This window comes from Chondromyces apiculatus DSM 436, assembly GCF_000601485.1.
Taxonomy (GTDB): Bacteria; Myxococcota_A; Polyangia; order Polyangiales; family Polyangiaceae; genus Chondromyces; species Chondromyces apiculatus.
This window is the reverse complement of record NZ_ASRX01000047.1, coordinates 56,625-71,713: the sequence shown is the minus strand read 5'-3', so window position 1 is coordinate 71,713 and position 15,089 is coordinate 56,625. Positions and strand designations below refer to the sequence as shown.

At 71.5% G+C, this 15,089-nt stretch carries 11 protein-coding genes; 8 read left to right on the top strand and 3 right to left on the bottom strand.

Going from position 1 to position 15,089, the window contains the following annotated elements; all coding sequences use genetic code 11:
* Window positions 1-14: 14 nt before the first annotated feature.
* Both CAP_RS26830 and CAP_RS26825 read left to right on the top strand, forming a co-directional pair.
* On the top strand, window positions 15-1,124 hold the full coding sequence (locus CAP_RS26830) for an STAS domain-containing protein (RefSeq protein ID WP_052375998.1): 1,110 nt from the start codon (window positions 15-17) through the stop codon (window positions 1,122-1,124).
* A 71-nt stretch (window positions 1,125-1,195) separates the two neighbouring features.
* Entirely contained in the window at window positions 1,196-1,711 is a 516-nt protein-coding gene (locus CAP_RS26825; RefSeq protein ID WP_052375997.1) for a TspO/MBR family protein, read from the top strand.
* 59 nt (window positions 1,712-1,770) lie between these two features.
* Here the strand turns inward: CAP_RS26825 and CAP_RS26820 are convergent, their stop codons facing one another.
* Window positions 1,771-4,293, bottom strand: a complete 2,523-nt coding sequence (locus CAP_RS26820) for a non-ribosomal peptide synthetase (RefSeq protein ID WP_044246145.1) — start codon at window positions 4,291-4,293, stop codon at window positions 1,771-1,773.
* Between the two features lie 117 nt (window positions 4,294-4,410).
* On the opposite strand from CAP_RS26820, the gene CAP_RS26815 reads away from it, so the two are divergent.
* From CAP_RS26815 to CAP_RS26790, 6 genes are all read left to right on the top strand, one after another.
* Window positions 4,411-5,055: a hypothetical protein gene (locus CAP_RS26815; RefSeq protein WP_044246143.1), complete on the top strand. Its 645-nt coding sequence runs from the start codon at window positions 4,411-4,413 to the stop codon at window positions 5,053-5,055.
* Complete coding sequence (locus tag CAP_RS26810) at window positions 5,052-5,513, top strand: (2Fe-2S)-binding protein (protein ID WP_044246142.1); 462 nt, start codon at window positions 5,052-5,054, stop codon at window positions 5,511-5,513. Before CAP_RS26815 ends, CAP_RS26810 begins: the two co-directional genes overlap by 4 nt.
* Window positions 5,513-7,795: a xanthine dehydrogenase family protein molybdopterin-binding subunit gene (locus CAP_RS26805; protein ID WP_044246141.1), complete on the top strand. Its 2,283-nt coding sequence runs from the start codon at window positions 5,513-5,515 to the stop codon at window positions 7,793-7,795. The genes CAP_RS26810 and CAP_RS26805 overlap by 1 nt, the downstream gene beginning before the upstream one ends.
* Window positions 7,796-7,842: 47 nt before the next feature.
* Window positions 7,843-10,677 carry a serine/threonine-protein kinase gene (locus CAP_RS55165; RefSeq protein ID WP_044246139.1) on the top strand — a complete coding sequence of 945 codons (2,835 nt, stop codon included), beginning with the start codon at window positions 7,843-7,845 and terminating at the stop codon, window positions 10,675-10,677.
* Window positions 10,678-11,586: 909 nt separating this feature from the next.
* On the top strand, window positions 11,587-12,090 hold the full coding sequence (locus CAP_RS55160; RefSeq protein ID WP_269324658.1) for an AAA family ATPase: 504 nt from the start codon (window positions 11,587-11,589) through the stop codon (window positions 12,088-12,090).
* Complete coding sequence (locus CAP_RS26790) at window positions 12,087-12,689, top strand: HNH endonuclease family protein (protein WP_081865289.1); 603 nt, start codon at window positions 12,087-12,089, stop codon at window positions 12,687-12,689. Before CAP_RS55160 ends, CAP_RS26790 begins: the two co-directional genes overlap by 4 nt.
* A gap of 190 nt (window positions 12,690-12,879) precedes the next feature.
* On the opposite strand, the gene CAP_RS26785 is transcribed toward CAP_RS26790, so the two are convergent.
* Complete coding sequence (locus tag CAP_RS26785) at window positions 12,880-13,392, bottom strand: AgmX/PglI C-terminal domain-containing protein (RefSeq protein ID WP_044246138.1); 513 nt, start codon at window positions 13,390-13,392, stop codon at window positions 12,880-12,882.
* A 287-nt stretch (window positions 13,393-13,679) separates the two neighbouring features.
* Entirely contained in the window at window positions 13,680-15,077 is a 1,398-nt protein-coding gene (locus CAP_RS26780; RefSeq protein ID WP_052375994.1) for a sigma 54-interacting transcriptional regulator, read from the bottom strand.
* Window positions 15,078-15,089 lie beyond the last annotated feature (12 nt).

Below are 15,089 nucleotides of genomic sequence, written 5' to 3'. Positions count from 1 at the left end.
CTAAGGCGTAGTGCATGCTGCTCGACGAGCGCCTCGCAGGGACGAGATTGCTCACCACCGCCGTGTGGGTCTTCTCTCTAGACCAGCACCGCATCCTGTGGGCGAACCCGGCGGCCCTCGTCCTGTGGCGCGCGGCCAGCATCGAGGAGCTGTCCGCGCGTGACCTCTCGTTCCGCTCGGAGGCAGGGAGGACCAGGGCCGAGCTGATCCACGACACGCTCGTCCGGGGGCGCCTCTGGAAGGAAGAGCTCACGCTTTACCCGCGGGATGTCCCGGTCAGGGTCCAGATGACGATCACCAGGATCGACCTCGATGACGGGAAGATGGGCTGGATCTGCGAGGGGCACGAGAAGGTCGACATCGACCCGCATCAGCTCCGCGGCGTGGAGGCGCTGAAGCACACCTCGGTCCTGGTGGCGGTCGTCGCCACCTCGGGAGAGGTACTGATGCGAAACTACGCCACCCAGCAGGCCTTCGGCGACGGGGAGACGATGGAGGGCTGGTTCGTGGACGCCACGATCCCCGCCACGCTGCTGCGCGCCGTCGAGGAGGGTCAGGTCTTCCGCGCAGAGGTGGAGGTCATCACCCTGGAGGGCCCCCGCTTTCACGGCGTCGAGGCGCGCGCCAGCCTGGATCCGGCGACCGGGGCGATCACCGCGCTGATCCAGCAGTACGACCTCACCCAGCGGCGCGAGCGCGACGCGCTCATCGAGCAGCAGCGGCAGGAGATCCTCGCGCTCTCCGCGCCCATCCTCGAGGTGGGGCACCGGACGCTGGCGGTGCCCATCGTGGGGCAGCTCGATCGCGGCCGGGGCGCGCAGCTCACCGAGGCGCTGCTGACACGCGTCGTGGAGCAGCAGGCGGAGTCGGTGATCCTGGACCTCACCGGCGCGATGGAGGTGACCCCGGCCGATCTGCTCGCCCTCCTGCGGGCGTTGACGCTCCTCGGCGCCCGCCCGATCGTCACCGGCATCCATCCCTCCATGGCCAGAGAGCTCATCACCTCGGAGGGCTCTCTCGAAGGGGTGCACGTCCTGCGCAACCTGCGCCAGGGCATCGCCGCCTGCGCGGCGCAGCCACGGCCCGACCGCGATCCAGAGCGCACCCGGGGCGCAATGCGCTGAGCCGGCCGCCCGGTACGCCCCTTGCCACCCTGCCTTCCTCAGCGGGACAGGGTGTCCCGGGAGGGAAGACCATGCTCAGCCGACAGGTGCGTTCTCTGCTCAGCCTCGCCGTCTTCGGAGGCCTCACCGCGGCGGCGGCGGTGGTGGGCAGCCGCGCCACCCAGCCAAAGCGCAACCTCTGGTACCGCGCCTTGCGCAAGCCAGCGTTCCAGCCCCCGGCCCTGGCCTTTCCCATCGCCTGGACCGGCCTCTACGCGCTCATGGCCGTCTCCGCCAACCGCGTCGCCTGGTCGCCGCCGAGCCCCGACCGCACCCAGGCCCTCGCCCTCTGGGGCACCCAGCTCGCCCTGAACGCGGCCTGGTCTCCTCTTTTCTTCGCCAGGCGAAGGCCCCAGCTCGCCATGGCCGACATGACCGCGCTCCTCGGAACGGTCGCCGCGTACACCCGCGTCGCGCGCCGCATCGATCCCCAGACCACATGGTTCATGGCGCCCTACCTGGGCTGGCTGGGCTTCGCGAGCGCCCTCAACGCAGACATTCTCCGCAAGAACCCCCGCCTCGCGAGCGACAGCCTGGTGGGACGGTAGCCCCGACACCCGCGCCGCGGCTCTGCGGGCCCTCGAGCCCTCCCGCGTGCGCTGCCGCGTCACCCGAGCCGCCTCTCGTGGAGGACAATCTCCTCACTGCCGGGAGGAACGTGGGCGAAGGGGGACGCACCTTCGTGAACGAAGTGGCGCACGTTCATGCGGGCGGCGGTCCGGTAGCCGAGCGCCTCGCAGACGTGCTGGGTCACGGCGTGGGTGTTGATCGTGAGCAGGCCCTGATAGCCGCGGCGGCGTGCCTCCGCGACGACGGTGGCTTCGAGGCCATGCACCACGCGGCTGGTCACATCGCTCGGGGAGGCGCCAAGCACGAGGACGTAGACCCACTCGCCCGGTGAGGGGACGGGCTCGCGCTGGAACCAGGACGCCTCCAGGGCGTCGAACATGGCGAAGAGCGGGGTGAAGACCGAAGGCATGACGATGCGTCCAGCGTCGAGGGCCTGGTGATGACGCCACAGGTCGACGGCGAGCACGCACCCCGAGGGCGCGATGGAGGCCGCGGGCGCGGTGGAGGCCGCGGACGCGAGAAAGGACAACCCTTGCGGGAGGGCCGCGTCGAGGAAAGCGCCCATCAGGGCCTCGAAGCTGTCACGCGTCGCTCCCAGCGCGAGGCCCAGCCTGTCGGAGCGGGCGAAGGTGTCGGTGAGGAAGGTCAGGGCGACGCTGCGATCCCGGGCCGTCATCGGCGCCAGCGTGAGCCGAGTGCTGGCGGCAGGCGCGAGCCCCGCCTCGATCAAGTGCTTCAGCGCGCGGGGCGTCGGTGCCGCGTAGAGGTGGTCCAGCGCGAGGTTCATGCCGGCCTCACGCAGGCGCCGGATCAAGGCAACGGCCTGGATCGAGGAGCCGCCCGCCTGGAAGAAGTCGAGGTCCTCGTGGACGGGAAGGTCCCCGAGGATGTCGCTCCAGGCCTGCACGAAGGCGGAGGTGTCGCCCGGGGGCACCGCGGGCCTTGCGTGCGGCGGAGGCGGAGGTGAGGTCGCGCGCAGGCGCTGGCGATCGAGCTTTCCGTTGGGGAGGAGCGGCAGGTCATCGAGGAGGTGCAGGGTGGGCTGCGCGTACGGCGGTAGCGCGCGACCACAGGCTTCCCTGAGGGTCTCCAGCGTCACCACGCCCGGAGCGCTCGGACACACGAACCCGAGCAGCTCGGGGCCCGCAGCGTCTTCGCGAAACGAGGCCACGGCCGTCGCGACTCCCTCCACCGCCTGCAGGACGCGCTCCAGCTCGGCGAGATCGAAGCGGTTGCCGAGGAGCTTCACCCGCCTGTCGCGGCGACCTTCATGAACCAGCGTCCAGGCGCCGTCGTGGGGATCGGCGACGAGGCGCCCGAGATCGCCGGTGTCGTGGTGCAGGCCCTCGCCCAGAGGCGCGGCCGTGGCCTGGCCGTGGACGAGGTAGCCGCACGCGAGGGCCTCGCCGGAGACGTGGATCGCGCCGATCTCGCCAGCCTTCACGGGCTCCCCGACCTCGTCGAGGAGGTCGATGACGGTGTTGGCGATGGGCCGGCCGACGGGAACGGGAGGCGTGCCCTCACGCACGCGGTGCGCGGTGACATCGCCCATGACCTCGGTGCTGCCGTAGAGGTTGAGGAGCACATCGCGCGGTCTGCGGTCGAGGAACGCGCGGGCGAGATCGGCGGGCAGGGACTCGCCGCTGCACGTCCACAGGTGCGGCGTCGGGCCCGGCGTCTTCAGGAAAGCATCTGCGTCGGAGCGCTGCGAGGGGAGGAGCGGGAGGAGGAGGCGCAACAGGGAAGGGACGACGATCAGGCGGCTCACGCCGTGGCGCACGGCGAAGGCGAGGAGCCCCTTCGGATCTCGTTCGAGGGCGTCTGGGGCGACGGCCACGGGGACGCCGTGGAGGAGGGCCCCGAACAGCTCCCAGACGGAGTCCACGAAGCCGAGCGGCGTCTTGAAACAGCACACCTCGCCGGGCGCGAAGGGATGGCTGCGCCACATCCACGCGAGGCGGTTCTGGGCGGCGCGGTGGGACAAGCAGACGCCCCTGGGGCGCCCGGAGCTGCCCGAGGTGTACAGGACGGCGAAGAGCCGGCTTTCTCCGGAGAGGGTGACGGACGGGAGGTCAGCGTCCGCGGCAGCGCCGTCGGGTGCGGCAGGCGAGGGGCTCGGGTCGAGGACCCAGCAAGGCCGATCGGGGAGGAGCGCCCGCGCCAAGGCTGCGTGCTCGGGTCCGGTGACGAGGAGCGCTGGCGCGGCATCGGAGGCGACATGGGCGAGCCTGTCGTGGGGGTAGTGGGGGTCGAGCGGAAGGTACGCGCCTCCCACCTGGAGGATGGCGAGGAGCACGGCGACGAGGTCGGGGCTCCTCGACATGCAGACGCCAATCAGCGGACCGCCCTCCAGAGAGGGCGCCTCGCGCAGCCGGGCACGAAGCGCCTGTGCAATGCGCGCGGCGCGCTCGGTCAGCTCACCGAAGCTCACGGGACCGGCATCGGTGAGCAGCGCAGGGGCGCGGCGCAGCGCCGGATCGGAGGTCAGCAGAGCCGCGAGCGCGCCGTGAAGGGTCCAGGTTTCGGAGAGCGAGAGGGCATCGCCGCGGAGGGTGGTCACGACGTGAGATCTACTGTCCCGCGTGCGCTCGGAGCTTTTCATCAGGCGCTGGAACCGGAATATCTTTCGTATCGACACGGTTCGGTCACGGCTCTAAGCCCGACCAGCTTCCACGCGATGAAACAAAAACCCCTCGCTTTTCTCCTGTTCCTGGCCGGCTGCTCCGGCGCCAGCACACCCACACCGGCGCCAGTGCCCTCGGAGCCACCTCCTCCAGCTCCCCCGGGCGAGCTGCTCGCTCCCGAAGCCTTCGCGCAGATGGCCGATCCCGAGGCGCGCTCGAAGGCGCTCTTCATGGAAGCCGCCAAGGTGCTCACCCACCCGCGCTGCGTGAACTGCCACCCCCACGACGATCAGCCGCGGCAACGTGATCGCGCCGAGGCGCACAACCCTCCCGTGGTGCGCGGCCCCGACAACCACGGCGTCCCGGCGCTGGCGTGCGGGTCGTGCCACCAGGATCGCAACCTGGACCATGCCCGCGTCCCGGGAGCGCCGGACTGGCACCTGGCTCCCATCGAGATGGCCTGGCTCGGGCGGACCCCCGCGGCCATCTGCGCCCAGATCAAGGACCCGAAGCGCAACGGCGGCAAGACGCTGGCCCAGATCGCCGACCACACGGCGCACGACAAGCTGGTGGGCTGGGGCTGGAACCCGGGCGCCGATCGCCAGCCGGCGCCAGGCTCGCAGGAGCGCTTCGGCGCGCTCGTGGCGGCATGGATCGAGACCGGGGCCGCCTGCCCCGCAGAGGAGAAGCCCCAATGATCGCGCTGCGCGTGAACGGAACCGAACACACTGTCGACGCCGATCCGGACATGCCCCTGCTCTGGGTGGTGCGCGATCTCATCGGCCTGACGGGCACCAAGTACGGCTGCGGCGAGGCCCTCTGCGGCGCCTGCGTGGTGCACCTCGACGGCGAGGCGGTGCGGGCGTGCGTGACCCCCATCAGCAAGGCTGCGGGCAGGAGCGTCACCACCATCGAGGGCCTGTCGAAGGACGGGAACCACCCCCTGCAGAAGGCGTGGGTGGAGCTCGGGGTGCCCCAGTGCGGCTACTGCCAGTCGGGGCAGATCATGAGCGCCGCGGCGCTGCTCGCGAAGAAGCCGAAGCCCACGAACGCAGAGATCGACACGTCGCTCGCCGGCAACATCTGCCGGTGCGGCACGTACACCCGCATCCGCGCCGCGGTCCGCGTGGCCGCTGGCCTGCCGAAGGAGGAGTGATGGTCGCCCGGGTCGCAGACGTATCGATGCGCAGGCGCTCCTTCCTGCAGGGGCTCGGCCTCGTGGCAGGGGGGCTGACCCTCGGCCTCCTCGACGAGGCCGAGGCCCTCGCGGCGCCGCCTGCCAAGGCCGGCGCCAAGGCCGCCGGGGCTCCCGAGGGCCTCTCCCCGAACCCCTTCGTGCACGTCTCGCCTGCCGGCGAGGTGGTGGTGGTGTGCCAGCGCTCGGAGATGGGCCAGGGCGTGCGCAGCTCCCTGCACGTGGTCATCGCCGACGAGCTGGGCGCCGACCTCGCGCGGGTGCGCGTGGTGCAGGCGGAGGGCGACAAGAAGTACGGGGACCAGAACACCGACGGCTCCCGCAGCGTCCGCAACGACTGGGTGAAGCTCCGGCAGATGGGCGCCATGGCCCGGACCCAGCTCGTCGCGGTCGCGGCGACGCGCTGGCGCGTGCCCGCGACGGAGTGCGTGGCCCGCGATCACGCGGTGTGGCACGACAGGTCGAAGCGCACCCTCGGCTTCGGCGAACTCGCGGTGGACGCCGGCAAGCTCCGGGTGCCTGACGTGAAGAAGATCCAGCTCAGGCCCCGCAGCGAGCTGCGCCACGTGGGGACCGAGCTTCCCCTCCGCGACGGGCCCGACATCGTCACCGGCCGCGGCCAGTTCGGCGCCGACGTGAAGCTGCCCGGCATGCTGGTCGCCGTGGTGGAGCGCCCCCCCGTGGTGGGCGGCAAGGTGGCGACGTTCGACGCGACGAAGGCGCTCGCGGTCAAGGGCGTGCGCAAGGTCGTGGAGTTGCCCACGCCCCAGGGCGCCCCGGCCTTCCAGCCGCGCGGCGGGGTGGCGGTCATCGCCGACCACACCTGGGCCGCGATGCGCGGGCGCGCCGCGCTCTCCATCACCTGGGATCACGGGCCCAACGAGATCTACGACTCCGACGCCTACCGCGAGCAGATCCTCAGCTCTGTGCGCGCACCCGGCCAGGTGATGCGCAAGGTGGGCGACGTGGACAAGGCCTTCGCCGAGGCAGCCCGCACCCTCGAGGCGGAGTACTACCTGCCCCACCTCGCCCACGCCGCGATGGAGCCCCCCGCCGCCCTGGCGAGCTTCAAGGACGGGGCGTGCGAGGTCTGGGCGACCACCCAGAACCCGCAGGCGGCCCGCACCGAGGTCGCGCGCGCCCTCGGCATCGGCGAGGACAAGGTGAAGGTCAACGTCACCCTCGTCGGCGGCGGCTTCGGCCGGAAGTCCAAGGCCGACTTCGTCTCCGAGGCGGCCCTGCTCTCGCGCGAGGCCCAGGCCCCGGTGCGCGTGCAGTGGACGCGCGAGGACGACATCCGCCACGACTACTTCCACACCGTGAGCGCCCAGTCCCTCAAGGTCGCGCTCGACAAGGACGGCAAGGTCACCGCCTGGCGGCACCGCACGGCCTTCCCGCCCATCCCCTCCACCTTCGACGCCACCCAGAAGCGCCCCTCCGAGGGTGAGCTCGGCCAGGGTGTCCTCGACCTCCCGCTCGCCATCCCCAACGTGCAGGCGGAGGCCGGCGAGGCCCCGGCGCACGTGCGCATCGGGTGGCTGCGCTCGGTTTGCAACATCTTCCACGGCTTCGCCATCGGCACCTTCGTCGACGAGGTCGCCCACGCCCGCGGCCAGGATCCGCGCGCCACCTGGCTCGACATCCTGGGCCCCGCGCGGAACCTCACGCCCGAGGAGGCGGGCGTGAAGAAGATCCCGAACTACGGCACGCCCATCGCCGATCACCCCGTCGAGGTGGGCGGCCTCCGCAACGTCATCGAGAAGGTCACCGAGCTGTCCGGCTGGGAAGCCAAGCGCAAGGCAGGCCAGGCCCTCGGGCTCTCGGCCCACCGGAGCTTCCTCACCTCGGTGGCCGTCGTCGCCTCCGCGAAGCGCGGCAAGGACGGCAAGCCGGTCATCGACGAGGTGTGGATCGTCGCCGACGCGGGCCTCATCGTGAACGCCGAGCGGGTGCGCTCCCAGCTCGAAGGCGCCGTGATCTTCGGGATGAGCGTGCTCTTCCACGGCGCCATCACCATGCGCAAGGGCGCCGTCGAGCAGACCAACTTCCGCGACTACCCCGTGATGCGCATCGGCGAGGCCCCGCGCCGCATCCACGTGCACGTGGTGCCGAGCGAAGCCCGCCCCGGCGGCGTCGGTGAGCCCGGCGTGCCCCCCGTCGCCCCCGCCATCGCGAACGCCCTGTTCGCCCTCGATGGCACCCGCCACCGGCAGCTCCCCCTCTCTGCCAAGCGCCCCGGCTAGCGCCGCCCCTTCCGCGCTCTCCCGCACTCCGCTCTACTCCCCGCACCATGCCGCTCGCGCCCGGCACCCGCCTCGGGCCTTACACCTTGCTCGGCCCCCTCGCCGCCGGCGGCATGGGCGAGGTCTACCGCGGCCGCGACGAGCGCCTCGGCCGCGACGTCGCCATCAAGGTCCTCCCCGAGGCCGTCCGCGAGGACCGCACCCGCCTCCGCCGCTTCGAGCAGGAGGCCCGCGCCGCCTCCGCCCTCAACCACCCCAACGTGCTCGCCGTCTACGACTTCCACGCGGGCGGCGACACGCCCTACCTGGTCACCGAGCTGCTCGACGGCGCCACCCTCCGCGAGCACCTCCGCGGCGGCCCCCCTCCCCTCCCCGCCGCCATCCACTGGGCCACCCAGATCGCCCGCGGCCTCTCCGCCGCCCACGACAAGGGCTTCGCCCACCGCGACCTCAAGCCCGAGAACCTCTTCATTACCCGCGACGGCCAGCTCAAGATCCTCGACTTCGGCCTCGCCAAGTCCCTCGCCGAGAGCGCGCTCCCCTCCGACCCTTCCCTCGATCGCGCCTCCGATCACGCCTCCGATCACGCCTCCGATCACGCCTCCGATCACGCCTCCGATCACGCCTCCCGCACCGTCACCGCCGATGCCAGCGCCGCCCTCACCGAGACCGGCGCCATCCTCGGCACCGCCGGCTACATGGCACCCGAGCAGGTCCAGGGCCGCCCTGCCGACGCCCGCGCCGACGTCTTCAGCTTCGGCGCCATCCTCTACGAGCTGCTCACCGGCGCCCGCGCCTTCGAAGGCCAGACCCCTGTCGAGCGCGCCTACGCCATCCTCAAGGACGAGCCCACGCCCATCGCCACCTTCGGCGTCCGCGTCCCTGCCGAGCTTCTGACCATCGTCGCCCGCTGCCTCGCCAAGGACCCTGCGGCCCGCTTCCCGGGCGGCCGCGCCCTCCTCCAGGCCGTGGAGACCCTCGACGTCCCCGGCCTCCCCGACGAGCCCGAAGGCAGCCGGACCTCCTCCCCCACCCGCCCCCTGCTGGGCAGCGCGCGCCGCACCACCGCCACCTCCCGCGCCCTCCTCGCCCTCGTCTGCGCCGCCTCCCTCACCGCTGCCTTCCTCGCCGGCCGTGCCCTCACCCCGACGGCCCCGGAGCCTCCCGCCGCGACCCCCACCGCCTCTGCCGCGCCCGCCACCCTCCGCGCCTCCCGGCTCACCTTCCGCCTCGGCGCCGTGCACGCGGCCCGCTTCGGCCCTGACGGTCACGCCGTCCTCTACGCCGCCGCCTTCCAGGGCGCGCCCTTGCAGGTCTACCTCGCCACGCCGGCGGCCCCCTCGACCCCGGCCCCCGAGGCCCGCGCCCTCTCCGCGCCCGGCGCGCACCTCTTCGCCACCTCACCCACGGGCGACATTCTTCTCGGCCTCGACGCCCCCGATCCCCGCGCCCTCACCGAGCAGGGCGCGACCCTCGCGCGCGCCCCCTTCGGCGGCGGCGACCCTCGCCGGATCATGGCCGACATCCTCCGCGCCGACCTGGTCTCCGACGCCGCTGGCCTCGCCGTCGTCCGCCGCGTCGCCCAGGTCCTCCGCGTCGAGCACCCGCCGGGCCGTGTCGTCGACACCCTCCGCGGCCCGGGCGCCTACCTCGCCCTCCGCCTCTCCCCGAGCGGGGATCACCTCGCCTTCGCCCGCAGGACCGAGGACGGCATCACCATCCACGTCGCGGCGCCTGGCGAAGCGCCCCGCCGCCTCGCCGGGCCTTTTCCAGCGGGCCCCACCGCCGATCTCGCCACCGATCTCGCTGCCGATCCTCGCACCGTCGGCCTCGCCTTCGGCCCGGGAGGCAAGGAGATCTGGTTCTCTGCCCCCGAGCGCCCCGGCGGCCCCACCATCCTCCGCGCCGTCGACCTCTCCGGCCGCGAGCGCATCCTCGCGCGCGACCTCGGCGCCATGGTCCTGCAGGACGTCGCTCCCGACGGCCGCGCCCTCGTCCTCCTCGCCGATCGCCGCCAGCGCCTCTTCGCCCGAGGTCCCGCGGCCACCCAGGACCGCGACCTCTCCTGGCTCGACGCCGCCGAGCCGCGCGGCATCACCCGCGATGGCACCCAGGTCCTCTTCGTCGAGCAGGGCGAAGCGACCTCCGGCAACCCCTGGATCTACCTCCGCCAGACCGACGGCGCCCCACCCGTGCGCCTCACCGAGGGCCAGGCCCTCGCCCTCTCCCCCGACGGCGCCTGGATCCTCTTCCGCCCCCGCCCTGGCGAGCGCGCCCTCTCCATCATGCCCACCACGGCTGGCGAGCCGTTCTCGGTGCCCACCGGCGACCTCGACGTCATCGACGCCCGCTGGTTCCCCGACGGCCAACGCCTCCTCCTCCGCGCTCAGGGCGGCGAGCTGCGCGAGCGCCTCTGGCTCGTCGACCTCGACACCCTCGACCCCGACCCGCGCGCCAGCGCGCAGCCCGCATCCCGCCCCCGCCCGCTCACCGACACCTGGACCGTGGGCCCCGCCCTGATCTCCCCCGACGGCAAGACCGTCGCCGCGCTCGACGCTTCCGCCATCCTCCACGAACTCCCCGTCGCCGGCGGCGAGGCCCGCAGCACCCTCCACCTCGATCGCGACGATCGCCTCGTCGCCTGGATCGACGGTGGCAAGGCGCTCGTCGTGCGGCGCGCCACCTCGTACCGCTTCCCGGCGCGCTTCCAGCGCGTGGACCTCACCACCACCAAGGTCTCGTCCTGGAAGGAGATCACGCCTCCTGATCCCGTGGGCATCGAGAGCCTCGGCGCCATCGAGCTGACCCCCGACGGCACCGGCCACGTCTACAGCGCCGAGCGCTACCTCTCCGACCTCTACCTCGTCGAGGGGCTGCGCTGAGCGCTGCTCGACGAGACTCCGGCATCACGCAGCGTCGGTCATTCCCCCTTCGAAATCGCCGAGAACTCCCCAGCCAGCACCTCAGGGACTAGGATGACCGCGAGCCCATGCTCAAGTACCTGCACCTTCAGAACGTCGGTCCAGCGCCCGAGATGACGCTGCGGCCGGCACCCCGGCTCAACGTACTTACCGGGGACAATGGGCTTGGTAAGAGCTTTCTGCTCGACGTGGCCTGGTGGGCGCTCACGAGACAGTGGCCCGCCGAGGTGAACCCTGCCCTGACCTCCGGGCTGCCAGCGCGCCCCCTGGACCCTGGCACGGCGACCATCGACTTCTCGTTTCACGCCAAGTCGAAGAAGGATGCGACCTACAGAAGCGTCTTCGATCGTCACGCCGAAACCTGGACCGGGCGGCCAGGTCGTCCCGCGAACCCAGGGCTCGTGCTGTACGCGCAAGTCGATGGCGGTTTCTCTGTCTGGGATCCGGCGCGCAATTACTGGCGGAAGGCTCCGGGTGGCGACCTGCAGGAGAGGCAGCCGGCCTACGTCTTTTCTGCACGCGAGGTGTGGAATGGCCTCAAGGCCGGTGAAGTACAGCTCTGCAATGGGCTCATCGCGGACTGGGCGCTCTGGCAGAAGGAAGGCGGCACGGCCTTCGAGCAGCTCTCGGCGGCGCTCCACGCGCTCTCGCCATCCGCCGAAGAGGCCCTCGTGGCCGGTAAGCTCGGACGCCTCAGCGTTGGAGACGCACGTTGGATCCCGACCTTGAGGATGCCCTACGGGCGGGATGTGCCTGTGCCGATGGCGTCTGCAGGCATGCGTCGCATCGTCGCCCTCGCCTATCTTCTGGTCTGGGCGTGGCAGGAACACGTGCGGGCAGCGGAGCTGCTCGACGAGCCCCCGACTCCAGGTGACTTTCCTGATCGACGAGATCGAGTCGCATCTGCACCCACGGTGGCAGCGCACCATCGTGGGCTCGCTCCTGGCAGTGATGGCCAAGCTCGCCGGAAAGGCCGCGGTCCAGATCATCGCGGCGACCCACTCTCCTCTTTTGCTCGCCTCAATCGAGCCGCTCTTCAACGCCAGGACGGATGCCTGGTTCGATCTGGATCTCGTTCGCGAGGACGGAGACGCCAGGGTGGAGCTCACCCAGCGCGACTTCGTTCGTCGAGGTGACGTCTCGGCCTGGCTCACGAGCGAAGCCTTCGATCTGAAGGAAGCGCGCTCGCTGGAAGCGGAGACTGCCATCCGCGAAGCGCTCGCGCTTGCGCGTCAACCCTCGCCTTCCAAGGAGGACATCAAGCGCGTCCAGCAGCTCCTGCAGGCATCGCTCAGCGACATCGACCGGTTCTGGCTTCGATGGGTGGAGTTTCGAAGCAAGCACCATGCTCCACGCAAAGGAGCCCGGAAGTGATCCCTGTCGCCAGGGCGCCGAAGCCGAAGAGTTTCGATGAAAAGGTGCGTCGGCCTGGGCTCTGCGCAATCGCAGAGATGCTGGGGAAGACGCCGCCTTGTAAACGCACCTGGGGTCGACCCCGGAAGAAGCTGAAGGTCGCCAAGGGCCATCCCCCTCTCCGAGAGCGTGATATTCCGGCCAAGAAGTTCCCCACGTACTGGACCAGGGTGCTCGATGAGCTGATGGCTGGGTACCACGAGGTCTGCGCCTACTCCTGCTTTCGCATACACCCGGTCACCGGGGGCCGCTCCGCAGACCACTTTGCACCGAAGTCGAGAAGCTGGCGCAAGGTCTACCAGTGGGCGAACTACCGCTTGTGCTGCACGCGCCTGAACGCGAGGAAGAAGGACTTCAGCAATGTGCTCGATCCATTCGAGATCCAGCCGGGCTGGTTCCAGCTCGAACTCGCCTATTGCCAGGTCATTCCCGATCCGAGCCTCGCGAAGGAGATCCGCGACCAGATTCAGGACACGATCGACCGACTGGGGTTGAATGAATTCTGGGAAGACCGACTCAAGGACGCGGAGCGGTACTGGAGCGGCAACATCTCGCTCTAGGTCCTCGAAGAAGAGTCCCCTTTCGTTGCCGCGGAGCTCCGCCGACAAGGACGGCTGAAACGCAGAAGACGTCCAGTAAAACCCCCAGGGAAACGAGGCGCGAGTTGACCAGGCTGGTTCACTCGCGCCTCACCTTGGCCATGGGGCGTACCCCTTTTCCCCGATCCTCTGTCGAGGACTGCGCGCGCTCTCAGTCGTCGCCCGGCGCGAACTCGATCGGGTAGATCACCGTCGCCGTCCCTGCCTCCGACGCCGGGAAGCTCGTCCCCGCGAAGACGTCGACCACGCACTGCACCGCCGTCGCGTCCGCGAGCGTCGAGCCGTTGTCCTGCGCGCCCACCACCGAACCGTCCGCGAGCACCTGGAAGCGCACCGTCACCTTGCCTGCGAGGGTCGCGTTCTGCTGCAGGGCCGCCTCGTAGCAGGGGCGCATCGCCTCGAAGCGCCCCCGCACCGTGCTCTGAATGACCTCGGGCCGCAGCCGCCCTGCCACGATGTTCCCGTCCGCGGCCTGCACGGCCTGGGGCGCCGCATCGATCGTGTCCTCGCGCATCTCGTAGCCGTACCCCGGGTTGCTGGCCTCCGAGGCCCCCATCGCCTCCTGCGTCGCCTCGTCCATCGCCTCCGCGCCACCACAACCGAGGCTCAGGCTGGCGAGCACCATCGGAAGAAACGCGGCAGAGATCAGGGAAATGCGGTTCATGGTTCTGTTCCTCTGGGTCACTGGAGTGTCTCGCGGCGGCCCGCGCTCTCGCGTCGTCGTCGCCGTGCGCTGAGCCCTATCGCAGGAGATGTGCCAGGCCTCGACGCCCTGCTTTCCCCCTGAACGAGGCCGATGATCCGCAGCGCTGTGCCGGCAGACGACCGCCATGGCCCCGGCGAACCGCGGCGCGCGCGCCCCCCGGCGCTGTTGCGGTGTTGCACCCCCTGTTGCACCCCCTGTTGCACCCCCTGTTGCACCCCCGTTGCTCCCCCTCTCCCCTCGCCGGGTCAGGGTCGGAACTGCTCCGGATCGATCCCGTACCGCTTCATCCAGCGCTGCACCTGCATCCGCGCCTTTCCCATCGCGCGCGCCACCGCCGTCACGTTCCCCCCGTGCTCCCGCAAGAGTGCCAGCAGCTCCTCCCGCCGCGCCCCCTCCTCCCCACCTGGCGCGTCGGCCTTCGCCTCACCTGGCGTGTCGGCCTTCGCCTCCAGCGACCGCCGCACCGGCTCGGGCAGGTGCTCCAGCAGGATCGGCCCGCCGCCCGCGAGCGCCACCGCTGCCTCCAGCGCCCGCTCCAGCTCCCGCACGTTCCCCGGGAAGTCGTGCCGCATCAGCGCCCGCGCGGCCCGCGCGTGCAGCCGCGCCCCGGTCACCCCCATCCGCCGCAGCAGGGTCCCCACGAGCATCCCGAGGTCCTCGCGCCGCTCCCGGAGCGGCCACAGCGCGACGCGGTAGCCCGACAGACGCGCATGCAGATCTGCCCTGAAGCGCTGCTCCGCCACCATCTTCTCCAGCGGCCTGTGCGTCGCCGCCACCACCCGCAGGTCCACGGGTACCGGCCGCGTCCCGCCCACCGGCATCACCTCCCGCTCCTGCAGCACCCGGAGCAGCGCCGCCTGGGCCCCGAGCGGCAGGTCCCCGATCTCGTCGAGCAGGAGCGTCCCCCGGTCCGCCGCCCGCACGAGCCCTGGCCGGTCCTCGGTGGCCCCCGAGAACGCCCCCTTCCGGTGGCCGAACAGCTCCCCCTCCACCAGCGTCGCCGGCAGCGCCCCGCAGTTCACCGCCACGAAGGCCCCGCTCCTCCCGGACAGCGCGTGGATCGCCTGGGCCATCACCTCCTTGCCTGCCCCCGTCTCCCCCGAGAGCAGCACCGGCACCCGCGTCCGCGCGATGGCCGTGACCTGCGCGTACTCCCGAGCGAGCGCCGGGATCAGCGTCGCCATCCCCGCTGCCGCGGGCGTGAGCGTGGCCGCGTCACACAGCTCCGGATCCGCCGGCTCCACCGCGAGCCCCTCGCGCAGCACGAAGAACGTCTGCCCGAGCTCGATGACGTCCCCGTCCTCGATCTCCACCCGCCGCACCGGCTGCCCGTTCACCGCGCACCCGTTCTTCGAGCCCGCGTCCTCCAGCACCCACCGCCGCAGCACCCGCGTCAGCCGCGCGTGCGTCGACGACATCCACGCATCGTCGACGCGCACCACCGCGCGCCGCCCTTCCCGCTCGACGCGCCGCTCCGTCCCCCGCCCGAACAGGACCTCGTCCACCGCCGTCAGCGCGAGCCGCATCGGCGCGGCCAGCGGGCGGTGCGCTTCGAGCACCAGGAACAGGTGCGGCCGCCGCGGACGTCCTCCGTCGTCCTCGTCCTCTGCCACCGAGAGGGTGCGCGTCTCGTCGCCGCCCATCCTTTCCGGCGT